Source organism: Pseudomonas sp. 21, assembly GCF_000955805.1.
Lineage (GTDB): Bacteria > Pseudomonadota > Gammaproteobacteria > Pseudomonadales > Pseudomonadaceae > Pseudomonas.
On record NZ_JYOA01000007.1, the window covers coordinates 716,346 to 742,303 of the forward strand.

Sequence of the window (25,958 nt, forward strand, 5' to 3'; positions counted from 1 at the left end):
CCAGTCAGAGGGGCTGAGGGAGAGGGTCCAGGCCCCGAACCGAGACACGACATGAAAAGAGAAAACCTCCAGCGTCTGTTGGCTCCCCGTCACGTCGCCTTCATCGGCGGCCGCAGCATGGCGCGCGCGCTCAAGCGCTGCGCCGAAGGCGGCTTCGCCGGACAGATGTGGCTGGTCAACCCGCAATACGATGAACTCGAAGGCGTGCCCTGCGTACGCAGCGTCGCTGAACTGCCCGAAGGGCCGGACGCGGTGTTCGTCGCCACCAACCGCGACCTGACCCTGCAGGCCGTCGCCGAACTGGCCGCCAAGGATGCTGGCGGCGCCATCTGCTACGCCTCCGGATTCGCCGAGACCGGCGCTGAGGGCGAAGCGCTGCAGCGCCGCCTGCTCGCCAGTGCCGGCGACATGGCCCTGCTCGGCCCCAACTGCTACGGCCTGCTCGACTACCTGCACGGCTCCGCGCTGTGGCCGGTGGCCCACGGCGGGCATATCGTCGAGAAGGGCGTGGCGGTGCTCACCCAGAGCGGCAACTTCGCCTACAACCTGTCCATGAGCGACCGCTCGCTGCCCATCGCCTACATGGCCTCGGTGGGCAACCAGGCGCAGCTGGGCGTGGCCGAACTGATGGACGTGCTGCTCGACGAGCCGCGCGTCACTGCCATCGGCCTGCACCTGGAAGGCCTGAAGAACGTTCCCGGCTTCGCCCGCGCCGCCTTCAAGGCGCTGCAGAAAGGCATCCCGGTGATCGCGCTGAAGACCGGCGTTTCCGAGATCGGCGCCGAACTCGCACTCAGCCACACCAGCTCCCTGGCCGGCTCCGACGCGCTGTACGACGCGCTGTTCGACCGCCTCGGGGTGATCCGCGTCAGCGGCCCGGTGAGCTTCATCGAAACCCTCAAGGCCGCCGCCTGCGGCAACCTGCCGGCCGGCCCGAGCCTGGCCGCGCTGGCCTGCTCCGGCGGTGACGCCGGGCTGATCGCCGACTACGCCGAACGCAACGGCCTGAGCCTGCCCAAGCTGGTCGACGCGCAGTGCGCCGAGCTGGCGCTGGTGCTGCCGGACTACGCCAACATCGCCAACCCGCTGGACTTCACCACCGCCATCTGGGGCGACGGTCCGGCGCTCGACCGCATGCTCGACAGCGCCCTGCAGACTCAAGCCGACGCCGCCCTGCTGGTGCTCGACTACCCCGGCGAAGAGACCGGCGAACGCCCGCAGTGCGATCTGCTGCTGGAGCTGTACTGCGCCGCGCTGGAGCGCCACGGCAAGGTCGGCTTCATCGCCTCCGCGCTGCCGGAGCTGTTGCCCAAACATGCGCGGGAACTGCTGCACTCCCACGGCGTCGCCGCGCTGCAAGGCGTGGAAGATGGACTCGCCGCCTGGGGCCGCATCGCCCATTACCGCCAGCGCCGCGAAGCGCTGCTGGCCCGTGGCGAAGCCGCACTGGTGCCGCTCTGCCCGCAGGCGCTGGAAAGCGCAGGCCGTCTGCTGGACGAGTGGCAATCCAAGCAGGCGCTGAAACCATTCGGCCTGCCGCTGCCACGCGCCGCGCTGAGCACGCCGACCCAGGCCCGCGAAGCGGCCGCCGATGTCGGTTTCCCGCTGGCACTGAAAGTGGTCAGTGCGCAGCTGCCGCACAAGACCGAAGCCGGTGGCGTGGCGCTCAACCTGCGCAACGAGGCGGCGCTGGAAGCGGCGTTGTTCGACATGCGCGAGAACATCGCCCGCCACGCACCCGGCGTGCCCTTCGATCAGGTACTGCTGGAGCGCATGGCCAACCCGCCGCTGGCCGAGCTGATCGTCGGCATCAAGCGCGAGAACGGCTTCGGCCTGGCGCTGGTGCTGGGCGCCGGCGGCATCCTCGTCGAACTGCTCAAGGACAGCCGCAGCCTGCTGCTGCCGACCACCGACGCGGCGATCCGCGATGCCCTGCTGAGCCTGCGCAGCGCACCGCTGCTCACCGGCTTCCGTGGCCGCGCGGCGGTGAACCTGGAGGCGCTGGTGGAGGCGATCCGCGCAGTGGCCGACTACGCCTGCGAGCACGTGGACAGCCTGCTGGAACTGGACGTGAACCCGCTGCTGGCGGACGCCGACGGCGCCGTGGCGGTGGATGCGCTGATCCGCGTCGCCGAATGAACACTCTGCACCCTGTAGGAGCGAGCTTGCTCGCGAACAGCCCAGCTCTGGGATTTGTTCGCGAGCAAGCTCGCTCCTACAAGGCCACGCATTAGTCTTGGGGAGACACCTCATGCAAGAGAACAAAACCCTCACCGGCGGCCAGGCCCTTGTACGCCTGCTGGCCAACTATGGCGTCGACACCGTGTTCGGCATTCCCGGTGTACACACCCTGGAGCTGTACCGTGGCCTGCCCGGCAGCGGCATCCGCCACGTGCTGACCCGCCACGAGCAGGGCGCCGGCTTCATGGCCGACGGCTACGCGCGCGTCAGCGGCAAGCCGGGCGTGGCTTTCATCATCACCGGGCCGGGCGTGACCAACGCCGCCACCGCCATCGGCCAGGCCTACGCCGACTCGATCCCGATGCTGGTGATCTCCAGCGTCAACCACACCGCCAGCCTGGGCAAGGGCTGGGGCTGCCTGCACGAGACCCAGGACCAGCGCGCCATGACCGCGCCGATCACCGCATTCTCCGCTGTCGCCCTGAGCGCCGAGGACCTGCCCGAACTGATCGCCCGCGCCTACGCCGTGTTCGACAGCGAGCGCCCGCGCCCGGTGCACATCTCGGTGCCGCTGGACGTGCTCGCCAACCCCGTCGCCCGCGATTGGACCCATGAAGTGGTGCGCCGCGCCGGCCGTGGCCAGCCCAGCGCCGAGGCGCTCCAGCAGGCTGTGGATAAACTCCAGGCTGCCCAGCGCCCGATGATCATCGCTGGCGGCGGCGCGCTGCATGCCGCCGATGCCCTGGCCGCGCTGAGCGAGCGCCTGGCTGCGCCGCTGTTCACCAGCGTCGCCGGCAAGGGCCTGCTGGCGCCGGAAGCGCCGCTGTCCGCCGGCGCCACCCTGTGCACCCAGGCCGGTTGGGACATGATCGCCGAGGCCGACGTGGTGCTCGCCATCGGCACCGAGATGGCCGACACCGACTTCTGGCGCGACCGCCTGCCGGTCTCCGGCGAAGTGATCCGCGTCGACGTCGACTCGCGCAAGTTCAACGACTTCTACCCAAGCGCCGTGGCGCTGCTGGGCGATTCGAAAGCCACCGCCGAAGCCCTGCTCGCTGCGCTGCCGAGCGCCGCCCGCGACGCCGCCAAGGCGCAGTCGCGGATCGCCGAACTGCGTGCGCAGATCGACGGCGGCCACGCGCCGCTGCAACTGATCCACAAGTCGATCCTGCAGCGCATCGCCAAGGTCCTGCCGGACAACGCCTTCATCGCCAGTGACATGACCCAGCTGGCCTACACCGCCAACTACCTCTACCCGAGCAAGGCGCCGCGCGGCTGGCTGCACCCCACCGGCTACGGCACCTTGGGCTACGGCGTGCCGGCCGGCATCGGCGCCAAGTTCGGTGCGCCGGAGCGTCCCGGCCTGGTGCTGGTGGGCGACGGCGGCTTCCTCTACACCGCGCAGGAACTGGCGACCGCCACCGAGGAGCTGGACAGCCCGCTGGTGGTGCTGCTGTGGAACAACGATGCGCTGGGGCAGATCCGCGACGACATGATCGGCCTGGACATCGAGCCCATCGGCGTCCTGCCGCGAAACCCGGACTTCGCCCTGCTCGGCCGCGCCTACGGCTGCGAGATGCGCCAGCCGCAGAGCCTGGACGAGCTGGAGCGCGACCTGCGCGAAGGCTTCGCCCATCCCGGCGTGACCCTGATCGAGCTGAAACACGCCTGCGCCCAGTAGGACCTGTTGCACCCGCCGGGGCTCCTGGGCTCCGGCGCCTTGAAGGATGAACACCATGCGCTACTCGAACTTCACCCAACGCATCGCCGGCGACGGCGCCGCCGCCTGGGACATCCACTACCGCGCCCTGGCGCGCCTGGAGCAGGGCGACGACATCCTGCTGCTGTCGGTGGGCGACCCCGATTTCGACACTCCCGTGCCCATCGTGCAGTCGGCCATCGACAGCCTGCTGGCCGGCAACACCCACTACGCCGACGTACGCGGCAAGCGCTCGCTGCGCGAGGCCATCGCCCGCCGCCACAGCGAACGCAGTGGCCAGGCGGTCACCAGCGACGACGTGGTGGTGCTGGCCGGTGCGCAGTGCGCGCTGTATGCCGTGGCGCAGTGCGTGCTCAATCCGGGCGATGAAGTGATTGTCGCCGAGCCGATGTACGTCACCTACGAAGCGGTGTTCGGTGCCTGTGGCGCCAAGGTCATCCCGGTGTCGGTGCGTTCGGAGCACGGCTTCCGCGTGCAGGCCGAGGATGTCGCCGCGCTGATCACCCCGCGCACCCGCGCGCTGGCCATCAACAGCCCGCACAACCCCTCCGGCGCCAGCCTGCCGCGCGCCACCTGGGAAAAGCTCGCCGAGCTGTGCGTGAACAATAACCTGTGGATGATCTCCGACGAGGTCTACAGCGAGCTGCTGTTCGACGGCGAACACGTCAGCCCCGCCAGCCTGCCGGGCATGGCCGAGCGCACCGCGACCCTCAACAGCCTGTCGAAATCCCACGCCATGACCGGCTGGCGCGTGGGCTGGGTGGTTGGCCCGCGCGAGCTCTGCGCGCACCTGGAAAACCTCGCCCTGTGCATGCTCTACGGCTCGCCGGACTTCATCCAGGACGCCGCCTGCACCGCGCTGGAAGCCCGGCTGCCGGAACTGGAAGCCATGCGTGAGGCCTACCGCCAGCGCCGCGACCTGGTGCTCGACTGCCTCGCCGATTGCGTCGGCGTGCGCGCGCTGCGCCCGGACGGTGGCATGTTCGTGATGGTGGATATCCGCGCCACCGGGCTCTCCGCCCAGGACTTCGCCGACGTGCTGCTGGACCGCCACGGCGTCTCCGTGCTGGCCGGCGAAGCCTTCGGCCCCAGCGCCGCCGGGCACATCCGCCTGGGCCTGGTGCTCGGCGCCGAGCCGCTGCGCGAAGCCTGCCGCCGCATCGCCCTGTGCGCCGCCGAACTGCTCAAGGAAAAACGCTATGCATGACCGTACGCAGCTCTACATCGACGGCGCCTGGGTGGCGCCGCAAGGGCAGGGCGTGGCCGAGGTGCAGAACCCCGCCACCGAGGAATGCGTCGGCCGCGTGCCGCTGGGCGGCGAAGGCGACGTGAACCGTGCGGTGGACGCCGCCCGCCGGGCCTTCCCGGCCTGGTCGCAAACGCCGTCCCAGGTGCGCGCCGGCTACATCCGCGCCCTCGCCGAACAACTGAAGAACCGCGCCGACGAGATGGCCGCGCTGATCACCGCCGAGCTGGGCATGCCAGTGCAGTGGTGCCGCATGGTGCAGGTCGATGGGCCCATCGAGGGCCTGGAAAGCTACGCCGCGATGGCCGCGCAGATGGACGAAGTGCGCGAGGTCGGCAACTCGCTGATCGTCAAGGAAGCGGTGGGCGTCTGCGCCTTCATCAACCCCTGGAACTACCCGCTGCACCAGTTGATCGGCAAGCTCGCCCCGGCACTCGCCGCCGGCTGCACCGTGGTGGTCAAGCCGAGCCAGGACACCCCGCTGCACGCCTTCCTGCTGGCCGACATGGTCCACGCCATCGGCCTGCCGGCCGGCGTGTTCAACCTGGTCAGCGGGCCCGGCTCCAAGGTCGGCGAAGCGCTGGCGTGGCACCCGGACGTGGACATGGTCTCGTTCACCGGCTCCACCGGCGCCGGTGTGAAGGTCTCCGAAGCCGCCGCGCCGACGGTCAAGCGCGTGTGCCTGGAGCTGGGCGGCAAGTCGCCGTTCCTGATCACCGCCGATGCCGACCTCGCCGCCGCCGTGCGCCATGGTGTGCAGGACGTGATGATCAACTCCGGGCAGACCTGCACCGCGCTGACGCGCATGCTGCTGCCGGCCCATCGCTACGCCGAAGCCGTCGAGATCGCCCGCGCCGAAACCCTCGCGTTGAAGATGGGCGACCCGCTGGACGCCGACAGCTTCCTCGGCCCGATGTGCTCGGGCGGCCAGCGTCGCACCGTGCTCGATTACCTTCGCGTCGGCCAGGAAGAGGGTGCGCAGCTGGTCTGCGGCGGCGCCGAACGCCCGGCTCATCTGGAGCGCGGGCACTATGTGCAGCCGACCATCTTCGCCGGGGTGAACAACCAGATGCGTATCGCCCGCGAGGAAATCTTCGGCCCGGTGCTGTGCCTGATGCCCTATGCCGACGAAGCGGAGGCCATCGCTATCGCCAACGACTCGCCGTTCGGCCTGTCCAGCGCCGTCTGGGCGGGCGACCGCGAAGAGGGCCTGCGCCTCGCCCGGCAGATGCGCGCCGGCCAATGCTTCGTCAACGGCGGTGCCTTCAACTACCGTGCGCCTTTCGGCGGCTACAAGCAGTCCGGCAACGGCCGCGAATGGGGCGAACAGGGCTTGCACGAGTTCGTCGAGCTCAAGGCCATTCAACTCTGAGCGACTGAAGAGCACCCTCTCCCCAGCCCTCGGCTTTGGCATCCTGCGTCACTCTACCTCCTGCATCCATGCAGTCGTCTCCCGCAAGCGGGAGAGGGAGCCAAGCGGTTCGGCGCGGCGGCGAAATTTCGCGGTGGCACGGATAGCTCCCCTCTCCCTTCAGGGAGAGGGGCTGGGGGGAGAGGGTAGCCACGAGCGCCGAAGTCAGATCATCAAGGAACTCCCATGAACGTACTGATCGTCCACGCCCACAACGAACCGCAATCCTTCAGCACCGCGCTGTACCAACTGGCCGAGGAAACCCTCCGCGGCCAGGGCCATGAAGTGCAGGTCTCCGACCTCTACGCGATGAACTGGAACCCGGTGGCCAGCGCCGCCGACTTTGGCGCCCGTGCCAACCCCGAGTACCTGGTCTACGCCCTGGAGCAGCGCGAAGGCGCCAAGGCCAGGACCATCGCCGCCGACATCCAGGCCGAGCTGGACAAGCTGCTCTGGGCGGACCTGGTGATCTTCAACTTCCCGATCTACTGGTTCTCCGCGCCGGCCATCCTCAAGGGCTGGTTCGACCGCGTGCTGGTCTCGGGCATCTGCTACGGCGGCAAGCGCTTCTACGACCAGGGCGGCCTGGCCGGCAAGAAGGCGCTGGTGAGCGTGACCCTCGGCGGGCGCGACCACATGTTCGGCGACGGCGCCATTCACGGCCCGCTGGAAGACATGCTGCGGCCGATCCTGCGCGGCACCCTGGCCTACACCGGCATGAGCGTGCTGCCGCCGTTCGTGGCCTGGCACGTGCCCTACATCAGCAACGACGCGCGCCAGGACTTCCTGCGCCAGTATCAGGACCGTCTGCAGCACCTGGAGAACGACCAGCCGCTGGAGTTCGTGCGCCTGGAGCAGTTCGACGAGCGCCTCTACCCGCTGCCGCGCTAGACGCTTTTCTGTAGGAGCGAGCTTGCTCGCGAATGGGTCAATCGGCGACTCCGGTTTCAAGCAGGTTCGCGAGCAAGCTCGCTCCTACAAGTTCTGTCCTCTGCCCGGTGTAATGGCTTGCGCCTGGCAATCAGCTGGCCAGAAACGAAAAAGGGCGGCCATCCGAAGAAAGGCCGCCCCTGGAGAAAGAGTCAGTCGCTGCAGCCAGGTATGCGCGGGGGAGAGGGCCGTCGATTGGTGTATCGGCGGCCGTACGATGAGCCTGGTATGCCCAACGTTGCTGCAGCGACTTGTCCGGCACTATACGTGGTAACAATCGGCAAAAAACGACCCTATACTGCGATTCAGTTTTGCGGCGCGGACAACAATGGTTGTCGTCTCCTACAGGCGCCTACGACAAGATCAACAGGCAGGGGGATGCATGGATGTACTTCACGCGATGCGGGCATTCGTCCGGGTGGTGGATGCCGGCAGTTTCACCGCTGCTGCCAACGCCCTGGGGCTATCCACGGCCCAGGTCTCCCGCGTGGTCTCCGACCTCGAAGCCCAGCTTGAAGCGCGCCTGTTGCACCGGACTACAAGGCGCCTGGCGCTGACCGAAACCGGCGAGCGCTACCTGCTGCGTTGCCGGGAAATCCTCGCTGATGTCGACGAAGCACAGGCCGAAGCCAGCGGGGCGCACCTCAAGCCGCGCGGTCGCCTGCGTGTGCATTCCCTCACCGGCCTCGGCCAGCAGCACCTGATCCCGCTGATCTCGCGCTACTGCGAGTCCTTCCCCGAGGTCTACATCGAACTGACCCTGGCCCAGCGCCAGCCGGATATTCTCGAGGAAGGCCAGGACGTGGTGATCACCCGCGACCGCGAACTGCCCGACTCCGAGTTCGTCGCCCAGACCCTGGGCACCATCTACAGCGTGCTCTGTGCCAGCCCCGAGTACCTCAAGCGCCGTGGCACCCCGACCAGCGTCGCCGACCTGCACCAGCACCAGTGCCTGCGCCTGCAGGACCCGACCTTCCCCGAAGGCTGGGCCTTCGAGGAGGGCAACGAGGAAAGCGTGATCCGTCCGCGCGACACCTTCATGGTCAACGTCGCCGAGGCGCTGACCGGCGCCGCCGCCGCCGGCATGGGCATCTGCCTGCTGCCCAGCTACGTCGCCGCACCCGCGCTGCGCCGCCGTTCGCTGGTGCGCGTGCTGCCCCGGCACAGCCTGCATGTGCGGCAGATCTATGCGCTGTACCCGTCGCGGCGCTTCCTCGACGCGAAGATCCGCACCTGGGTCGAATTCCTCAAGGCGGAGCTGCCACGGGTTTTCGAGGAAGACGAAGCAGCGCTCAACGATCCCGTCAACTGGGCATAAGGCAAAGGGCTAGCGTGGCGGATCGTCGCAGCCGCTCTATATCGGTGTTCTCGGACGATCGGCGCGGATTGTTGCTTTTTAGGCAATGCTTTGTTGGTTAGCTAGCTATTTTTCGAGGGACTGTTGCGCCGTAACCTTTCATCAACCCCGACCAATCGGGTGTTCAGAAAGGATCACCGTCATGTCCCGTTCGCTTTATGTTGCTGCCCTGCTGTCCGTCTGCTCGCTGTCCTTCACTCAGCTGAGCTTCGCCGAAGAATCGCGCCTGATGACCGACAAGATGGTCAAGGCCAACGAAGCAGTGATTGCCCAGCAGCAGGCCCAGTCCGCCGAGCAGACCGCCAAGGCCGCCGCTGGCAGCAACGCCGATTCCTGATCGGCCGCTTCCCCCGGGAGGCTCGGTGCGTGAGCCGGGCTTCTCAACACCTTGCGCCGCATAAGACATGCGGCGTTTTTTTTGCCTGCGTTTCCGGCACTGGGATAACGACTATTACAGAAGCTGTAACAGTCTTTCGCTGCCCGTGGTCTGTATTCCTGTCCAATCGGTCAATATACTTGACCCAACGACGCGGCTTTCGGGCAGCGCCGTTACCGGCCTCACCGCCGGCAAGCTTCCCGACGTCGATTCTTGATTGCTCCAGATCGATGTCCGTCTCAAGGCCGCTGCTTTCAGCGGCCTTTTTTTATGCCCGGCAGATATCGGTGTAGCGGACTGATAGGCTGGGCGTAATCCGCAAAAAAGGCGGATTCGACAAGGATGCCGAGATGATCAGTGACAATCCCTTCGCGACACCCCAAGCCCCGCTTACCCCATCGGCTGATGCTGTGGCGGCGACCGGCCGCGAGCCCCTGCTGTTCGTCGCCGCCATGATCGTGGCGGCGGCAGTGGTGTTCTTCGGCAGCACTGCCGTGCAGTGGATCCTCGACCTGGGCAGCTACCGCGAGCGCCTGCCGCAGTACTTGCCGAGCATGCTGGCGAACTGGCTGGGCGGGCTGGTTGCCTATGCCGCGGCGGTCCTGCTGCTGGTGCATTACCAGCGCGAGCGCCACGGTATCGCGAGCTTCAAACCGCTGGCCGGCCTGCTGGTGGGCTTCGGGGTGGCCTATCTGATTGCCACCATGATCGTCAGCACGGCCGTGTCCTACCTGAGCGTGCACTTCTATCAGTGGGCTTTCGAGCAGGACTCCCGGACCCTCTGGATGGCCCTGTATGGCCAGGTCAATTCGCTGATCAACCTGATCCTGGGCTGCCTCCTGCCGCTCTGGCTGGTCCTGCGCCTGGCGCGCTCGCGGTGTGAACCGATGGCGTCGGGCCAAGCCGCCGCGCTGCCGTCCTGGCACGTGGCGCTGGCGGTTGCGCTGTGCTTCACCGCATTGATCTACAAGCTGTTCACGGTACTCGGCTACGCAGCACTCTACCTGTACAGCGGCGCTGACGGCTGGCAGTCGCTATTCATGCTGTCGAGTTGCGTACTGCCTTTCGTCATCGTCATGACGGCCGTGCGGACTCACCTGCCCGCCCAGCTCTCGCGCTTCGCCGCCGGCCGCGTGCTGGCCTGCGCGCTGGTGCTGCTGGCACTATGGATGGTTGCTATCGTGCTGGCGTCGGACCTGGTGGCCTTCGCCGCCTACAACTCACTGAACTCCAGCAGTCTGCCGCTGTACCTGCTGCCGCCGGCGATCCTGCTGCTGGCGCTGCTCTGGCCGCTGGCGCGCTGGTGCACTGGCTGGTTCCTTGCCGAGCAGTTGGCCCGCTCCGCGCCCTAGTGTTTCCCACGCTCGTCGCACCGGGCACTCGCTACAGGCGTCGCAGGAGCCTTTCTCAGTAAGCGCATGACATCCCGTTAGCCTGGGCTTGGCCAAGCGGCGAGAGAGAGTCCTCGGAGTGTGAGCCCGTAGTACTGGTGGCAAAGGCAGTTACTGGGCAGTGTCGGGAGGTCACTTCTGCAGGAAGCAGGTCATGTCTACGCAATCCCAGCGGTCGCCGACCACAGAGCCGATGCTTGTCGGACCGGCTGTATGGGCAGTGCGTCAGCCCGCCACATTCATGCTGGTGCAGCTGGTGACTGCCCTGGTGGTGTTCGTGGTCACCACCGGCTGGCTTTGGCTACAGACCGAGTCGGTCTTCCAGGACCGGATCGTTCAGGCCCTCCCGCAGCTGGCGGGCTCCTTCATCGGTGGTTTGGTGTTCGTTCTGGCGTTGACGTTCTGGCTGGTCCACCAGCAGCGAGAGCGGTACCGCATCGCGTGCTTCCGCCCGTTTCTCGGGCTGTTGATTGTCTTTGCGCTGCTGCACATTTTGCTGGGCCAGGCTTGGCGTGCATCGGGGGCGGTGCTGGGGGCTCATGTATTCCCCTTGCTGCAGCAACTGCAGGGATACAGCCTGTGGGCCGCTCTGTACGCCTGCCTGTATTCCGTGACCGGAGCGATTCTTTCGTGCGGCTTTCCGTTGTGGGCAGTCCTGCGCTTTGCCCGTGATCGCTCCTTGCGCCTGACGGCGGATGAGCCCGCCCCAGTGGGGGGCAGGCAGATCGCCTGCGCCATTGCGCTCTGGGTTTTTGCTTTTTACCTCAAGGTCGCGGGCGCCCTGCTGGTGGCGCTGCCGGCGACTGACGTCGGGCCCGATGACTGGCTCTATGTATTCATCTTCGGCCTGCCGTTGTTCGCCATCACCTGGGCGGCGGTACAGTTTCGCTTGCCACGGGACGTAGCCCGTTTTATGGCGGATCGAGTGCTTCTCACCTCTGCGATCATCTTCCTGCTCTGGCTGGGTCTGGTCATCGCCAGTGTGATGGGTGTCAGGCTGTTCGGCAGAGGCGAGCCTTCGGATGCGCTGGTGATGCTGCTTTACGTGTTGCTGATGGCGGCGTTCTGGCCTCTGTCGCGCTGGAGCTTGCGGTGGTGCTATCCGGGCGTGGCGCATGACCGCTAATCCTTTTCGCCCACCCAAGGCAGGGCTGTCGTCAGAAGAGTCTCCGGCTTTCTGGCAAGTCTACGCTTTTGCCGCCGTGCCGCTGCTGCTGAGCCTTGGGTTGCTGGTGGCATCCATTATCGGCAACTGGCATTGGTGGAGCGAAAGGCTCTTTGAGACCGATCTCTTGCTGTCGATCACCAGCCGACGTGTGATCGAGGTTCTGCCGGCGTGTGTCGCGGTGCTGCTCTATGTGCAGTGGCAGCGCGAGCGGTACGCCATTGTGCGTTATCCATCTATCGCGCTGTTACTGACGGCATTCTCGCTATTGTACGGAGCAGGCGTTCTTGGGCTGGCAGGGGCCGTATGGTATGGCGTACGCGTGAGCATGTTGCCCGTCAGTTTGCTGGGCGATGACCTGCTGCCCCTGATTGCCCTGATGCCGCTCTGGCCGATCCTGCGCTTTGCGCGTTCACGCGCCGAGCGGTACCGGTCCGCAGAAGAGCTCGCTACACCAGGTATGCAGGTCGAGCTGGCCGTAGCGTTGTGCGTCACGGCGATCCTCGTGAAGGTGCTGGAGTACTTCTTCATCCTGCAACTTCAGCACTACAACGGCTACGGACAGTTGTTCGTCGGCGTTTTGTGCGGCGCTGTGGTGTGGGCAGCCAGCCGACGTTACCTGGCTGCGCGGGTGTCGCGCTTTCCGGTGAGGCGAATACTGCTGTGTGCGATGGTCATTGTGCTGCTGTGTGGATCGGTTGCGGCGCTATGCAGTTGGGGCGTCTGGCAGTTGCTGATCGATTCCGGGAACAATCGCCTCATGGAGTGGGTGCTGCCGGCGACGGCAATCGGCCTTTTGTTGCTGCATTGGCCAGTGACCCGCTTGTGTTTGCGCTGGTGCTTTCCAGCCGAGGCTCCAGCTCAGTCCTCGCCCAGGTAATCCCCGCGGCTCAGCCCGTGGCGCTGCATCTTCTCGTTGAGGGTGCGGCGCGGCAGGCCGAGCAGCTCCATCACCGCCTTGATGTCGCCCTTGCACTGCCCCAGTGCCTGGCGAATGCACTGCGCCTCGTAGGCCTCCATGCGTTCGAACAGGCCGTTGCCGGCGGGCTCTGCCGGCAGCTCGGCGCGGTCCAGGCCGAGCACGTGGCGCTCGGCAGCGTTGGCCAGTTCACGCACGTTGCCCGGCCAGTCGTGGGCGAGCAGGCGGGCCAGCTCGCTGGCGGAGAGTGGCGCGGCTTCGCGGCCGAACTTCTCGCTGGCCAGCAGCGCGTAGTGCTCGAACAGCAGCGGGATGTCCTCGCGGCGTTCGCGCAGGGGCGGCAGGCGCAGCTCGGCGACGTTCAGGCGGTACACCAGGTCCTCGCGGAAGCGCCCGGCGCGGGCTTCTTCGAGCAGGTCCGGCTTGGTCGCGGCGATCACCCGCAGGTCGACCTTGATGCTCTGGTTCGAACCCAGGCGCTCCAGTTGCTGCTCCTGCAGCACACGCAGCAGCTTGACCTGCTGGGCCAGCGGCATGCTCTCGATCTCGTCGAGGAACAGGCTGCCGCCGTTGGAATGCTCCAGCTTGCCGATGCGCTTGCCCTGGGCGCCGGTGAAGGCGCCGCTCTCGTGGCCGAACAGTTCGGTCTCGAACAGCTGCTCGGGGATCGCCGCGCAGTTCAGCGCGACGAAGGGCTTGCCGGCGCGCGGGCCGAAGTCGTGCAGGCAACGCGCGACCAGCTCCTTGCCGCTGCCGGTGTCGCCACGGATCAGCACGTTCACCGGCGTGCCGGCCAGCGCCATGATCTGCCGGCGCAGGGTTTCCATGGGCCGCGAGACGCCGAGCAGGCGCGATTCGATCTGGTCCTTGAGCGCCGCCTGTTCGCGCAGCTGGCGGTTTTCCTGCACCAGCCGGCGCTTTTCCAGGGCACGGCGCAGGCTGTCGAGCAGGCGTTCGGGGGTGAAGGGTTTCTCGATGAAGTCGTAGGCGCCCTGGCGCATCGCCTGGACCGCCATGGGCACGTCGCCGTGGCCGGTGACCATGATCACCGGCAGGTCGCGGTCGAGCTGCTGCAGGCGTTCGAGCAGGGCCAGGCCGTCGGTGCCGGGCATGCGCACATCGCTGATGACCACGCCGGGCAGCTCGCGGGAGACGCTTTTCAGGCACTCGTCGGCGCTGCTGCACAGGCGCACTTCGAAGCCGGACAGTTGCAGCCACTGCTGCACGGCGTCGCGGATGGCGGCTTCGTCGTCGACGAAGAGGATGGTCTCGCTCATGGTCTTCTTTCTTCGCTGGCGGCCGGCAGGCTCAGGTGGAAGGTCGCGCCGCCGGAGGGCTGGTTGGCGGCGTCGAGGCGCCCGCCGAGTTCGTGGACGATGCCATAGGATACCGCCAGCCCCAGGCCCAGTCCTTCGCCCACCGGCTTGGTGGTGAAGAAGGGGTCGAAGACGCTGGCCAGGTGGGCTTCGTCGATGCCGGGGCCGTTGTCGGCCACTTCCAGGCACCAGTGTTCGCCGTTGCGGCGCAGCGTCAGGCTGATCTGCGGCTGGTCGCTGCTCGCCACTGCGTCGAGGGCGTTGCGGATCAGGTTGACCAGCACCTGTTCCAGGCGGATCGCATCGCCCAGCACCCAGGCCGGCAGGTCGAGGTCCTGGCGGATCTCCACGCCTTCGCTGCGGATACGCACGGCCAGCAACTGCAATGCCTGCTCGATCACGTGGCCCAGTTCGATGCGCTCGCGCAGGCCACCGGGCGTCTTGCGGGCGAAGGTCTTCAGGTGGCCGGTGAGCGCGGCCATGCGTTCGAGCAACTCATCGACCCGCACCAGCGCGGCGCGGGCATCGTCCTGGCGCCCGGCGTCGAGCAGCAGGCGCACGCTGGCCAGCTGCATGCGCTGGGCGGTGAGCGGCTGGTTGATCTCGTGGGCCAGCGCGGCGGACATCTGCCCCAGCGCGGCCAGCTTGGCGGCCTGCACCAGCCCGTCCTGGGCGGTGCGCAGGGCGGCGGTGCGCTGCTCGACCAGGCGTTCCAGCTCTTCCTGGTTGCGCTGGCGCAGACGGGCGAGGCGGCGGCGTTGTTGCAGCCAGAGCACGAGGAACACCAGTGCCAGCCAGACACCGGCGGCGGCCAGCCGCGCGCTGGTGACATCGGACTGCACGCCATGGGGATTGCGCAGCAGGTGCAGGGTCCACTCGTCTTCCGGCAGGCCGACCGATTGCCAGAGGTAGTCGCCGCTGATGTCCTGGCCGTCGACGCGGACCATGCGCGCGTGCTCGCCGAGGGCTTCCAGCGTCCGGTGCGGCAACGCGCTGAGCGGCTGCCTGTGGTACTGGCGGGTGTCGGCCATCTCGGCGCGGGCCACCGCGTCCAGCGGCATCAGTTCGCGGTAGCGCCAGCGCGGGTGGTTGGCGAGGAACACCACGCCCTTGCTGTCGCTCACCAGCACCACGTCCGGGGTCTGGCTCCATTGCCGCTCGAGGTCGGGAAACTCCAGCTTGACCACGATGGCGCCCAGGAAGGTGCCGTCGTCGTCGCGCAGGGCGTTGGACAGGAAGTAGCCGGGAATCCCGCTGGTCACGCCGACTGCATAGAAGCGCCCGGCGCCCTGGGCGATGGTCTGGCGGAAGTAGGGGCGGAAGCCATAGTTGTGGCCGACGTAGCTGACCGGCAGGTTCCAGTTGCTGGCGGCCACGGCGAGGCCGGTGTGGTCCAGCAGTTCCAGGGTCGAGGAGCGCGCCGCGCCGTTGATTTCCTGCAGCTTGAGGTTCAGCCGGTGCTGCAGCTCGCCGGTTACCGGACCGCGCATGGCCGCGCGCAGCTCCGGGTCCAGCGCCAGCACCGCGGGGATGCTGCGGAAGCGCTCGATCAGGGTGTGCAGGGAGTTGGCGTAGAGGCCAAGCTGTTCATGGGCAGCTTCCGCCTCGGCGAGCAGCGCGCGGTGCCGCGCCTTTTCGCCCGCCCAGAATACCGACAGCACCAGCCCGGCCAGCAGGAGCAGGCAGATCAGCAGAAGGCGAAGGGGGCGGGTAGGCGACATGTTCGACGGGGTTCGACCAACGGTTGGCGACAATAGCACGGCCGCGCGCTGGTCCGGCGCCCCGCCGCCTCGCTACACTGCCGGCATCCCGATGGAGAGTTTCGATGCAGTTGTCGTCCTGGACCCACGAAGGGTCCGCCGGTTTCACCCTGCGCGGCTGGCGCAGCGAGCCCAGTGGCAAGCCGCTGCTGCACTTCCTGCATGGCAACGGCTTCTGCGGCCGCGCCTACGAGCCGATGCTGAAAGTCCTGGCGAAGGATTTCGACCTCTGGCTGTGCGACGTCCAGGGCCATGGCGACAGCGACCACGGCGGCCGCTTTCACGGCTGGAACCGCAATGCCGAGATGGCGGTGGAGGCCTTCCGGGCCGGCAGCAAAGTGTTTGGTGACGTGCCGCATTACGCCGCCGGGCACAGCTTTGGCGGCGTGCTCACCAGCCTGGTCCTCGGTCGCCATCCCGAGCTGTTCCGCCGCGCGGTGCTGCTCGACCCGGTGCTCTTCACCCCGGCGATGATCGGCGTGATGGCGCTCTCCGAAGTCCTCGGCCTGCACAAGCGCCGCACCATGGTGCAGAAGGCGCGCTCGCGGCGCAGCCAGTGGCCGGACCGCGAGGCGGCCTACGCCGGCCTCCACGGCCGCGGCATCTTCAAGGGCTGGACCGATGCGGCACTGTGGGCCTACGTGGAGAACGCGATGAAGCGCACCGAGGCCGGCGTCGAGCTGAAATGCCGGCCCAGCCGCGAGGCGGAAATCTTCAGCTCCTTCCCCAAGCGCCTGTGGCCGTCGCTGAACAAGGTGGTGACGCCGACCCAGGTGCTGTTCGGCGAGCGCACCTACCCGTTCGTGCCCAAGTCGGTGGCGCGCTGGTGTGCAGCGAACAAGGTGGTGAGTGGCCAGTGCGTCGATGGCGGCCACTGCTTCATGCAGGAATTCCCCGAAGACAGCGCCGAGCGCGTGTCGCGCTTCCTGCTGGGCCACGAATGAACGACCCGGCCCGCGAGTCCGTCTGGCTGGCGCTGTCCGAGCTGTGGCTGGATACCGAGCCTTCCGATGCGGATCTGAATTACATCGCGCGGACCCTGGCCGAAAGTGACTATTGCGTCGAGGAGCTGGAGGCGATCTACCGCCGCGAGGTCGTGCCGGCTGTCTACCCCAATGCCTTGTCGGTGGCGGGTGAGTGGACTGGCTTCGATGCGGACTGGCTGTTCGGCAAATGCCGGCAGAATCGCCGGCAAGCCAACGATCTGCTGTTTCGCTGGCGCTGCTGGCTGTTGAGCCGGACAGTGGGTCGCCTGATGAATGAGCACTGGCAGCAGGTGCTGGGCCGGGTGTCCGAATTCAGGGAACTGATGAAGGACGACGCACGCTGAGACGTACGCAGCTCTAGTCGCCGACTTTCTTGCCCTGGTGCGCTCGGCGCCATTCGTCCAGCCGCACGACTTCGGCCTTGGCGCGTGGCGGTGCCGGGGTGTCGTCGAAGACCGCGTCGACGATCTCCTCGTCCACCGGCGCGGCGGCAGGATGGAAGGTGGCGACCGGTGACGCCACGACCTGCGGTTCGGGTTCCATGCGGAAGGGGGCCAGCTCGATGCGGCCCAGGTGCTGGCCGAACATGGCGATGGTCCCGGCGTAGCGTTCCTGCCCGGTGGCGGTGAACTCGAAGGCGTACTCGCGGGCCAGGCGCAGGTTGCCCCGGCCGTCGCGCTGGAAGCGGAAGCGCTGCAGGGCCATGGCCTCATCGAGCAGCTCCACGCCCTCGCGCGCGCAGTGCTGCTTGGCCAGCGCCAGCGCACGCTCGCGGATGCCATGGGCACGCCACCACCAGGCGGCGCCCGCGACAACCAGCATGAAGATGAAAAGATTGCCCAGGTCCACTTCAGCTTCCTCGGAATCGGCGCACCAGCTTACTCACTCCGCCGTCGGGCGGCGAGGGGCGGATGTTCACAGCGTGTGAATTGCGCCCCATACTGCCCCATTCTGTAGCAGGACACCGTTATGCCGCGCACTCCCCACGTTCTCGCCATCCAGTCCCACGTCGTCTTCGGCCACGCCGGCAACAGCGCTGCCGAGTTCCCCATGCGCCGCGTCGGGGTGAACGTCTGGCCGCTGAACACCGTGCAGTTCTCCAACCATACCCAGTATGGCCACTGGACGGGCCAGGTGCTGCCGCCGGAGCAGATTCCCGCGCTGGTGGACGGCATCGCGGCCATTGGCGAGCTGGGCAACTGCGACGCGGTGCTGTCGGGCTACCTGGGCAGCGCGGCGCAGGGCCGCTCGATCCTCGAAGTGGTGCGCCGCATCCGCGAGGTGAACCCGCGCGCGGTGTACCTGTGCGATCCGGTGATGGGCCATCCGGAGAAGGGCTGCATCGTCGCCCCGGAAGTCGGCGAATTCCTGCTCCACGAGGCCGCCGCCGTGGCCGATTACCTGTGCCCGAACCAGCTGGAGCTGGACAGCTTCTGCGACCGCCAGCCGACCTCCCTGGAAGACTGCGCGGCGATGGCCCGTGGCCTGCTGGTGCGTGGCCCGAAGGCGATCCTGGTGAAGCACCTGAACTACCCGGGCAAGCCGGCGGACGCCTTCGAAATGCTGCTGGTGACCCTCGACGAGACCTGGCACCTGCGCCGCCCCCTGCTGGCCTTCCCGCGCCAGCCGGTAGGCGTGGGCGACCTGACTTCCGGGCTGTTCCTCGCCCGCCTGCTGCTGGGCGACGACCTGCGCACGGCCTTCGAATTCTGCGCCGCCGCCGTGCATGAAGTACTGCTGGAAACCCAGGCCTGCGGCAGCTACGAGCTGGAACTGGTGCGCGCCCAGGACCGCATCGCCCATCCGCGGGTGAAGTTCGAGGCGGTGAAGCTGGGGTGAACTGAACCGCGCATCAGTATTGCTCTGTAGGAGCGGGCCACGCCCGCGATCGCGCGCATGGCGCGCTCCTACAGGGAGCTCAGATTTACCGGTGGCTCTGGGCGTTGGGCGGTTCGCGAGCAAGCTCGCTCCTACGAAGAGCGGTTCAGAGCATGTACTTGCCCAGCAGCAAGCCGCCCACCACCATCGCGGTGAGCAGGCCGAACGCCAGCCCCAGGCGCTTCTCGATGGCCTCGCGCAGCGCCGGGCCGGCCCAGAACAGCAGGGCGCAGGTGGCGGCGAAGCGCAGGGTGCGCGCGACTACGCTCAGGGCGATGAACAGCACCAGATCCAGCTGGGTCACCCCGCTGGTGAGGGTGATCAGCTTGTAGGGCAGCGGCGTGAAGCCGCCGCCGAGCAGTACCATCAGCCAGCCAAGTTCGTTGTAGCGCTCGGCGACCTCGGCGAAGTTCTCCTGCAGGCCATAGAAGGCCAGGATCGCCTGGCCCACCGTCTCGAACAGCAGCAGGCCGATGAAGTAGCCGGCGATGCCGCCCAGCACCGAGCTGACGATGCAGATCGCTGCGTAGCGCCAGGCCTTGGCGCGGTTGGCCAGGACCATGGGCACCAGCAGCGCGTCCGGCGGGATGGGGAAGAACGAACTCTCGGCGAAGGTCACTCCGCCCAGTGCCAGCTCCGCCCGCGGATGCCCCGCCAGGCGCATGGTCCAGTCGTAGAGCCGGCGCAGCATGGCGTCAGGCCGACTGCGGCAGGTGGTCGTCGCTGGCCGCCGGCGTGGCGCCCTCGCGTTCGACTCGCTCGACCATGCCACGGGCGATTTCCCGCTCGCCCATGATCACCAGGCTGGCGCCATTCTGCTCCAGGTAGTCCACCTCGGCGTCGAAGTGGGCGCGGGCGATGATGTCCAGGTTCGGGTTGATTGCCCGCGCGTGGCTGGAAATCGTCCCGGCCTCGAAGCCGTTGGGGATGGCGATCAGCAGCCAGCGTGCCGAGGTGATGTTGGCCTGGGTCAGCACATCGGGATTGGCGGCGTTGCCGACCACCACGCAGAGGCCGTGCTCGCGCAGTTCGGCGGCCTTCTCGCGCTTGTCCTCGATGACCACCACCGGCACCTTGTCCTTGCGCAGGCGCTCGCTGACCAGCGCGCCGACGCGGCCGTGGCCGATGAGGATCGCGTGGTTGTGCTCCAGCACCGGCGGCGGCAGGTCCGGCGCCTCCACCTGGACCACACCCGGCTCGGATTCGGCCTTCTGCTCCTGGCGCGCCTGCAGGCGGTCGATGGCGATGAACAGCAACGGGTTGACCAGGATCGACAGGATCGCGCCGGCCAGCACCAGGTCTCGGCCGGCTTCGGGCAGCAGGTTCAGGGTCACGCCCAGGCCGACCAGGATGAAGGAGAACTCGCCGATCTGCGCCAGGCTCGCGGCGATGGTCAGCGCGGTGCTGTTGGGGTGGCCGAACAGGCGCACGATGACGTAGGCCGCGACCGACTTGCCGAAGACGATGACCAGGAAGGTCGCCAGTACCGGCAGCGGCTCATGGATCAGGATCGCCGGGTTGAACAGCATGCCGACGGAAACGAAGAACAGCACGGCGAAGGCGTCGCGCAGCGGCAGCGAGTTCTCCGCGGCCTCGTGGCTCAGCTCGGATTCGTTGAGGATCATCCCGGCGAAGAAGGCGCCCAGGGCGAAGGACACGCCGAAGATCACCGCCGAGCCGTAGGCGATGCCCAGCGCGATGGCCAGCACGGCGAGGGTGAACAGTTCGCGCGAGCCGGTCTTGGCGACGCGCTCCAGCACCCAGGGCACGAAGCGGCGGCCGCCAAGGATCATCACCGCGACGAAGGCCGCGACCTTGCCCAGGGTCAGCAGGATCGGCATCAGCAGGCCGCCGTCGCCACCGTCGGAGGTGCCGCCCAGGGAGCCGGCCAGGGCCGGTAGCAGGACCAGGGTGAGAACCATGGCGAGGTCCTCGACGATCAGCCAGCCGATGGCGATTCGCCCGCGCTTGGTGTCGATCAGCTGGCGCTGCTCCAGCGCGCGCAGCAGCACGACGGTACTGGCCACCGACAGCGCCAGGCCGAAGACCAGGCCGCCGCCGAAGTTCCAGCCCATCATCCAGGCTAGGCCCAGGCCGAGCAGGGTGGCGACGCCGATCTGCACCACCGCACCGGGGATGGCGATGGCTTTCACCGACAGCAGGTCTTTCAGCGAGAAGTGCAGGCCGACGCCGAACATCAGCAGGATCACGCCCAACTCGGCGATCTCCGTGGAGAGTGCCTGGTCGGCGACGTAGCCGGGGGTGAAGGGGCCGGCCAGTACGCCGGCGAGCAGGTAGCCCACCAGCGGCGAGATGCGCAGGCGGTTGGCCAGGGCGCCGAGGACGAAGGCCAGCACGAAGCCGACGGCGAGGGTGGTCAGTAGCGGGGTGTGATGCATGGTCTGGGCTCCGGGCACTCAGGGAGCGACCGGACTGCTCAACAGCACCAGGTCGCTCGACGGTGGGTCACGGGGGCAAACCCGCGTGTGAAAAGTTTAGGCGTAGTAATCAATTCCTACCTTGCTTTCACGCAAGGGTAACCTGTTGACGCATTGGGAAATTTCCACGACACGCCCGATTTCTTTTCAGGAAATGTCGTGAACGTCGCTTATTCGTCGCGAAGCTCCTGATAACGCTGTTCCAGCTCCTGGCGAATCTGCCGGCGCTGCTGGGCCTGGGCGAAGCGACGCTTCTCGTCCTTGGTCTGCGGGACCAGTTGCGGCACCTCGATCGTCTTGCGGTCGTCATCCAGCGCCACCATGGTGAAGAAGCAGCTGTTGGTGTGGCGCACGGATTTCTCGCGGATGTTCTCAGTGACGACCTTCACGCCGATCTCCATGGAGGTGCGGCCGGTGTAGTTCACCGAGGCGAGGAAGGTGACCAGCTCGCCGACGTGGATCGGCTGGCGGAAGATCACCTGGTCCACCGACAGGGTCACCACGTAGTAGCCGGCATAGCGGCTGGCGCAGGCGTAGGCGACTTCGTCGAGGTACTTGAGCAGGGTGCCCCCGTGGACATTGCCGGAGAAGTTGGCCATGTCGGGGGTCATCAGGACGGTCATGCTGAGCTGGTGGTTGCCAGGTTCCATGGAATTCTCTTCGGAATTGTCTTGGGAAAAGGAAAGGGCCTAACTCTGGACAACCAAAGCGCGGCAGGCGACACAGTTTTTTCTATACCGCCGATTGGCGCCCGGCACCAGTGGGCCATTTACCAATGGCAGTTCCGTCGTTCGATCAACGCCCGAAACGAAAACGGGCGACCCCAGGCCGCCCGTTCGTTCAGCTTCCGGCTCAGCGCCCGGCGGAGAGGCCGAAGTCGATGGCCAGGTCCGCGCCGGTGATGGCTTCGGATTCCGGCTTGCACAGGTACCAGACCAGCTCGGCGACTTCCTCGGGGCGGATGAAGCGCGACGCCTTGCCCTGTGGATAATCCTTCAGCAGGGCGCGCTTGTAGCTGTCCGGATTGCCCTGGCCATAGCGTTCGGCCTGGTAGTCGAGCATCGGCGTGGCGATGTCGGCGGGGGAGATGGCGTTGACCCGCACGCCGGACTCGGCCAGTTCCAGTGCCAGGGTACGGGTGAGCATGGTCAGCGCCGCCTTGCTCGCGCAGTAGGCCGCGGACCCGCGATAGGCCTGGCGGCCGGAGTCGCTGGAGATGTTGACGATGCAGCCGTGATTTTCCTTGAGGTACGGCGTCGCCGCCTGGCACATGTAGAACGCGGCCTTGAGGTTCACGCCCATCACCAGGTCGAAGTCGTCTTCGTTGAAGTCTTCCACCGGGCCTTCGCGCCAGACGCCGGCGGCATTCACCAGGGCGTCGAGGCGGCCGGTGCGGGCGAGGATGTCGGAAACCAGACTGTGGCAGTTGTCGGCGCGTCGCAGGTCGCCGACGGCGGTGGCGTCCAGCGGAACCTGGGCGTTGAGCGCGTGCAGGCCGGCTTTGTCCACGTCGGTCGCGGCGATGCGCCAGTGGCTTTGGGCGAAACGTTTGGCGATGGCTTTTCCGAGGCCACCGGCAGCGCCGGTGATCAGTACGACAGGAGTGCTCATTGTCTACGGGTTCTCCCTGCCTGAGAGAGGACGGCGGCCGGCAGGCAGTACCGGCGGCGCCGCTTTGGCCACGGAAGCGCCTAGCCGCGCCTCCGTGGAACTACTGACCAAGAAAAGACCAGAATCTTCACTCTGGCAGGGTAAATTTTTCGTAAGTCTTTCGCGTGTCAGCGGGTGAGCCGATCGGAATCCTCGCGGGTCGTTGCCCTGCAGGAGCGAGCTCGCTCCTACGAGAGCCGTCTTTTTCCGCCGATCAGGCGTGGTGCAGGTACCAGCGCCAGTCCTGCTCGCCGACTTCGCCCATGAACTGGCGGAACTCTTCCCACTTGATTGCCAGGAACACCTTGAGGAATTTCTCGCCCAGCGCCTCGCGGGCCCAGGCGGAGGCCTCCAGTGCGCGCAGCGCGGTGAGCCAGTCGGTGGGAAGGAACTCGGTGGCCTGCTCGTAGCCGTTGCCGACGATGGGCGCGCCCGGATCGATCTGCTCGCGGATGCCTTCGTGGATGGCCGCAAGGATTGCCGCTGCTGCCAGGTACGGGTTGGCGTCGGCGCCGCAGATGCGGTGCTCGATGTGCCGGCTCTTGGCCGGGCCACCGGGCACGCGGAACGACACGGTACGGTTGTTCACGCCCCAGCTCTTGGCCAGCGGCGCATAGCTGTTGGCCTGGAAGCGGCGGAAGGAGTTGGCGTTGGGGCAGAAGATCGCCAGCGAATCCAGCAGGCGCGCCATCATGCCGCCGATGGAGTGGCGCAGCAGTGGCGTGCCGTGAATGTCTTCGCTGGCGTAGAGGTTGTTGCCCTGTTCGTCGGCCAGGCTGACGTGCAGGTGCATGCCGGAGCCGGCGCGGTCGCCGAACGGCTTGGCCATGAAGCAGGCCTGCAGGCCGTGCTTGTTCGCCACGCCCTTCACCAGGCGCTTGTAGCGCACGCCTTCGTCGATGGCCTGCATGACGTCGAAGCGGTGTTCCAGGGTCAGCTCGACCTGGCCTGGGGCGTATTCGGAAATCGCCGTGCGTACCGGCAGGCCCTGCACTTCACACGCGGCGTAGAGGTCGTCGAGGAACGGCTGCAGTTGTTCCAGCTCGTAGACGCCGTAGACCTGCGGCGCTTCCGGGCGGATGCCGTTCATCTGCAGCGCCGGCTGCGGGCGGCCGTTGGCGTCGCGCTGCTTGTCCAGCAGGTAGAACTCCAGCTCCACCGCCATCACCGGGTGGAAGCCGTCGGCCTTCAGCCGGTCGACCACACGGGACAGCGCCTGGCGCGGGTCGGCGGGCGTGGCGGGCAGGCCCTGGGTCGGGTGCATGCTCACCTGCAGCTGGCCGGTGGGGCTGGCGCGCCAGGGTTGCAGGGTCAGGCTGCCGGGCAGCGGGTAGGTCCAGCAGTCGGCGTCGGCCACTTCCCAGACCAGCCCGGTGCCTTCGACGTCTTCGCCCTGCACGGTCAGCGCGAGGATCGAGCTGGGCAGCGGGCGGCCGTTGTCGTAGATCGCCAGCAGCTCGTCGCGGTGCAGCAGCTTGCCGCGCGGGATGCCGTTGGAGTCGATGATGAACAGTTCGATGCTGCGCACGTCCGGGTGGGCGGCGAGGAAGGCTTCGGCTTCCTTTCGATCGGCGAATTGCATGGTGGTCCTCGGTGGGCGCGGGGCGCCGAATTGTCTCTTCGTAGGAGCGAGCTTGCTCGCGAACGCTCTTTTGCAAATCCGCTGCGGGGCGGGTTCGCGAGCANGCTCGCTCCTACAGGGGGAGTTTCGATCAGGCCTCGCGCGCGCCGGGAATCGCCAGCAGCTCGGTGATGCCGGCATCGAGGGTCTCGATCAGGCGATCCACGTCCGCGGCGGTGGTGTCCGGGCAGCACAGGGTCATGTTGTGGAACGGCGTGATCAGGATGCCGCGGTTGATCAGGTACAGGTGCAGCGCCATCTGCAGTTCGTCATGGAAGGCCGCTTCGGCCTCGGCGCCGGTGCGCGGAGAGACGGGGCAGAACTGGAACTCGCTGCGCGCGCCCAGCTCGGTCACCGACCACTTCAGGCCGTGCTTGGCGATCAGTGCGCGGAAGCCGTCAGCCAGGCGCTTGGCCAGCGGCAGCATGTGGTCGTAGGCCGCCTGGGTCATCACCTGTTCCAGGTTGGCGCGCATGCAGTGCATGGCCAGGGCGTTGGCCGAGAGGGTGGTGCCCATGCCGCTGTGGCCGTGGCCATGGCTGCCTTCCTGGGCGCTCTTGCGCGAGGCGGCCATGCGCTCGGCCATCTCCGCGCTGCAGCCGAAGATGCCGCACGGCACGCCGCCGGCGATCGGCTTGCCGACCACGAAGAAGTCCGGGTCGAGGTTCCACAGCTGGGTGCAGCCGCCGATATGGGTGGAGATGGTGTGGGTTTCGTCGATGATCAGCAACGAACCGTACTTGCGCGTCAGTTCGCGGCACTTCTGCATGAAGCCCGGATCGGGCAGGACCATGCCGATGTTGGTCATCGCCGGCTCGCACAGCAGGGCGCACACATCGCCCTGGGCCAGCGCGGCTTCCAGCGCCTCGACGTCGTTGAAGGGGATGGAGCGGCTGTGCTGGGTCAGGTCATAGGCCTGGCCGACCAGGCCGGAACGGTGCACGGTCTCGCCGTCGCGGTAGCGCACCATCACGTCGTCCACGGTGCCGTGGTAGCAGCCGTCGAACACCAGCAAGGTGTTGCGCTGGGTTACCGCGCGGGCCCAGCGCAGCACGTAGCGGTTGGAATCGGTGGCGGTGGCGGTCACCTGCCAGTAGGGCAGGCCGAAGCGCTCGGCGAGCAGCTCGCCGCAGACCACGGCGTCTTCGCCGGGGAGCATGCTGGTCAGGCCGCGCGCGCCCTGTTCGGCGAGGGCGCGGGCGATCGGCGCCGGCGAGTGGCCGAACATGCTGCCGGTGTCGCCCAGGCAGAAGTCCACGTAGTCATGGCCGTCCACGTCGTAGAAGCGGGCGCCCTGGGCGCGTTCGACGAACAGCGGGCAGGGCGTGGACCAGTCGGCCATCCAGTGCATCGGCACGCCGGCGTACAGCGACTTGTGCGCACGCTCGGCAAGGGCGACGGACTTGGGATTCTGTTCCAGGAAGCGCTGGCGCTCGCGGGCGGTGAAGAGATCCACGGCCTGTTGGGCGATTCCGCTGGCGGTCATGTTGCACACCTCGTTTGTTATTTCGCACATCTTCCATTTGTGATCACAAAAATGTCAATACAGTGGGCCTACTGCCTGATAATCTGCCCTGTAACGAACTCTGTGATCACAGAACAAGAAGACGGCC

The 25,958-nt window shown here is 67.1% G+C and carries 22 protein-coding genes; 13 read left to right on the forward strand and 9 right to left on the reverse strand.

Annotation, left to right across the window (positions count from 1 at the left end; genetic code table 11):
• The first annotated feature begins 51 nt into the window (after positions 1 to 51).
• The 10 genes from UB43_RS18815 to UB43_RS18860 all read left to right on the forward strand — a co-directional run bounded on the left by UB43_RS18815 (position 52) and on the right by UB43_RS18860 (position 12,657).
• A complete protein-coding gene (locus tag UB43_RS18815; RefSeq protein ID WP_045213897.1) occupies positions 52 to 2,139 on the forward strand; it encodes an acetate--CoA ligase family protein in 2,088 nt (695 codons plus the stop codon).
• A 112-nt stretch (positions 2,140 to 2,251) separates the two neighbouring features.
• Entirely contained in the window at positions 2,252 to 3,862 is a 1,611-nt protein-coding gene (locus UB43_RS18820; RefSeq protein WP_045213899.1) for a 5-guanidino-2-oxopentanoate decarboxylase, read from the forward strand.
• A gap of 55 nt (positions 3,863 to 3,917) precedes the next feature.
• Positions 3,918 to 5,108, forward strand: coding sequence for a pyridoxal phosphate-dependent aminotransferase (locus UB43_RS18825; RefSeq protein WP_045213902.1), 1,191 nt, complete (start codon positions 3,918 to 3,920; stop codon positions 5,106 to 5,108).
• Positions 5,101 to 6,519: an aldehyde dehydrogenase family protein gene (locus UB43_RS18830; protein ID WP_045213904.1), complete on the forward strand. Its 1,419-nt coding sequence runs from the start codon at positions 5,101 to 5,103 to the stop codon at positions 6,517 to 6,519. The genes UB43_RS18825 and UB43_RS18830 overlap by 8 nt, the downstream gene beginning before the upstream one ends.
• A 225-nt stretch (positions 6,520 to 6,744) precedes the next feature.
• Positions 6,745 to 7,449, forward strand: coding sequence for an NAD(P)H-dependent oxidoreductase (locus tag UB43_RS18835; RefSeq protein WP_045213906.1), 705 nt, complete (start codon positions 6,745 to 6,747; stop codon positions 7,447 to 7,449).
• A gap of 421 nt (positions 7,450 to 7,870) precedes the next feature.
• On the forward strand, positions 7,871 to 8,806 hold the full coding sequence (locus UB43_RS18840) for a LysR family transcriptional regulator (RefSeq protein WP_045213908.1): 936 nt from the start codon (positions 7,871 to 7,873) through the stop codon (positions 8,804 to 8,806).
• Between the two features lie 181 nt (positions 8,807 to 8,987).
• On the forward strand, positions 8,988 to 9,182 hold the full coding sequence (locus UB43_RS18845; RefSeq protein ID WP_045213909.1) for a hypothetical protein: 195 nt from the start codon (positions 8,988 to 8,990) through the stop codon (positions 9,180 to 9,182).
• Positions 9,183 to 9,571: 389 nt separating this feature from the next.
• On the forward strand, positions 9,572 to 10,573 hold the full coding sequence (locus UB43_RS18850; RefSeq protein ID WP_052969567.1) for a hypothetical protein: 1,002 nt from the start codon (positions 9,572 to 9,574) through the stop codon (positions 10,571 to 10,573).
• A gap of 193 nt (positions 10,574 to 10,766) precedes the next feature.
• Entirely contained in the window at positions 10,767 to 11,738 is a 972-nt protein-coding gene (locus UB43_RS18855) for a hypothetical protein (RefSeq protein ID WP_045213911.1), read from the forward strand.
• Positions 11,728 to 12,657: a hypothetical protein gene (locus tag UB43_RS18860; protein WP_045213916.1), complete on the forward strand. Its 930-nt coding sequence runs from the start codon at positions 11,728 to 11,730 to the stop codon at positions 12,655 to 12,657. Before UB43_RS18855 ends, UB43_RS18860 begins: the two co-directional genes overlap by 11 nt.
• On the opposite strand, the gene UB43_RS18865 is transcribed toward UB43_RS18860, so the two are convergent.
• Entirely contained in the window at positions 12,639 to 13,973 is a 1,335-nt protein-coding gene (locus tag UB43_RS18865; RefSeq protein ID WP_045213919.1) for a sigma-54 dependent transcriptional regulator, read from the reverse strand. The genes UB43_RS18860 and UB43_RS18865 overlap by 19 nt on opposite strands.
• Entirely contained in the window at positions 13,970 to 15,733 is a 1,764-nt protein-coding gene (locus UB43_RS18870; RefSeq protein ID WP_045213921.1) for an ATP-binding protein, read from the reverse strand. The genes UB43_RS18865 and UB43_RS18870 overlap by 4 nt, the downstream gene beginning before the upstream one ends.
• Positions 15,734 to 15,837: 104 nt before the next feature.
• Between UB43_RS18870 and UB43_RS18875 the strand changes: the two genes are divergently transcribed.
• Positions 15,838 to 16,716 (forward strand): alpha/beta fold hydrolase, encoded by an 879-nt coding sequence (locus UB43_RS18875; protein WP_045213923.1) that lies wholly within the window; start codon positions 15,838 to 15,840, stop codon positions 16,714 to 16,716.
• The gene (locus UB43_RS18880) at positions 16,713 to 17,102 is read left to right on the forward strand and encodes a hypothetical protein (protein WP_045213926.1); all 390 of its coding nucleotides are present in this window, start codon (positions 16,713 to 16,715) and stop codon (positions 17,100 to 17,102) included. Before UB43_RS18875 ends, UB43_RS18880 begins: the two co-directional genes overlap by 4 nt.
• A gap of 13 nt (positions 17,103 to 17,115) precedes the next feature.
• Here UB43_RS18880 and UB43_RS18885 read toward each other — a convergent pair whose 3' ends face one another.
• Complete coding sequence (locus UB43_RS18885; RefSeq protein ID WP_045214219.1) at positions 17,116 to 17,580, reverse strand: DUF3301 domain-containing protein; 465 nt, start codon at positions 17,578 to 17,580, stop codon at positions 17,116 to 17,118.
• Positions 17,581 to 17,727: 147 nt separating this feature from the next.
• On the opposite strand from UB43_RS18885, the gene pdxY reads away from it, so the two are divergent.
• Positions 17,728 to 18,597 (forward strand): pyridoxal kinase PdxY, encoded by an 870-nt coding sequence (pdxY, locus tag UB43_RS18890; protein ID WP_045213929.1) that lies wholly within the window; start codon positions 17,728 to 17,730, stop codon positions 18,595 to 18,597.
• A 145-nt stretch (positions 18,598 to 18,742) separates the two neighbouring features.
• On the opposite strand, the gene UB43_RS18895 is transcribed toward pdxY, so the two are convergent.
• The 6 genes from UB43_RS18895 to UB43_RS18920 form a co-directional block, all read right to left on the reverse strand.
• Positions 18,743 to 19,327 (reverse strand): YqaA family protein, encoded by a 585-nt coding sequence (locus tag UB43_RS18895; RefSeq protein WP_024766834.1) that lies wholly within the window; start codon positions 19,325 to 19,327, stop codon positions 18,743 to 18,745.
• Positions 19,328 to 19,331: 4 nt separating this feature from the next.
• The gene (gene ybaL / locus UB43_RS18900; protein ID WP_045213932.1) at positions 19,332 to 21,035 is read right to left on the reverse strand and encodes a YbaL family putative K(+) efflux transporter; all 1,704 of its coding nucleotides are present in this window, start codon (positions 21,033 to 21,035) and stop codon (positions 19,332 to 19,334) included.
• Positions 21,036 to 21,244: 209 nt separating this feature from the next.
• Positions 21,245 to 21,724 (reverse strand): acyl-CoA thioesterase, encoded by a 480-nt coding sequence (locus UB43_RS18905; RefSeq protein ID WP_045213934.1) that lies wholly within the window; start codon positions 21,722 to 21,724, stop codon positions 21,245 to 21,247.
• Between the two features lie 202 nt (positions 21,725 to 21,926).
• Positions 21,927 to 22,685 carry an SDR family NAD(P)-dependent oxidoreductase gene (locus UB43_RS18910; protein WP_045213936.1) on the reverse strand — a complete coding sequence of 253 codons (759 nt, stop codon included), beginning with the start codon at positions 22,683 to 22,685 and terminating at the stop codon, positions 21,927 to 21,929.
• A gap of 253 nt (positions 22,686 to 22,938) precedes the next feature.
• Positions 22,939 to 24,306 (reverse strand): glutamine synthetase family protein, encoded by a 1,368-nt coding sequence (locus tag UB43_RS18915; RefSeq protein ID WP_045213939.1) that lies wholly within the window; start codon positions 24,304 to 24,306, stop codon positions 22,939 to 22,941.
• Positions 24,307 to 24,436: 130 nt separating this feature from the next.
• A complete protein-coding gene (locus UB43_RS18920) occupies positions 24,437 to 25,831 on the reverse strand; it encodes an aspartate aminotransferase family protein (protein ID WP_045213942.1) in 1,395 nt (464 codons plus the stop codon).
• Between the last annotated feature and the right edge of the window lie 127 nt (positions 25,832 to 25,958).